The sequence below is a fragment of the Paenibacillus sp. GbtcB18 genome (assembly GCF_019091125.1).
Lineage (GTDB): Bacteria > Bacillota > Bacilli > Paenibacillales > NBRC-103111 > Paenibacillus_F > Paenibacillus_F chitinolyticus.
In genome coordinates this window covers 1-236 of sequence record NZ_JAGXJX010000871.1, presented here as the reverse complement: position 1 = coordinate 236, position 236 = coordinate 1, and the positions used below count along the sequence as shown (strand labels likewise).

The following is a 236-nucleotide window of genomic DNA, read 5'->3' as shown; positions in this document are numbered from 1 at the left end:
GCTACTTCTTCCAGCGGACCGTGCTCTTCATCGCTGGACGATGGCGGCGGTGAGCTTCGGGGAAAGGGGCGACTTCTGGAGACCTGCGAGATCGAACAGAAAGAACAGAAGAGGAGAAAGCTTGCCGTAAAAACAGGGAGGAAAGGAAACTTCAAGAAAACTTCTGCGAGGGGAAGAAAGAAGCGGCGAACAAATCTGCTCTCCTTCTTCCTCTTGCGTGAACAAGAGGAGAGGTT

General features: G+C 52.5%; 1 protein-coding gene. It reads right to left on the bottom strand.

What is annotated here, in order from left to right; all coding sequences use genetic code 11:
• Positions 1-27: 27 nt before the first annotated feature.
• The coding region (locus KVT34_RS31170) for a hypothetical protein (protein WP_217563389.1) at positions 28-236 on the bottom strand (209 nt) is incomplete at its 5' end.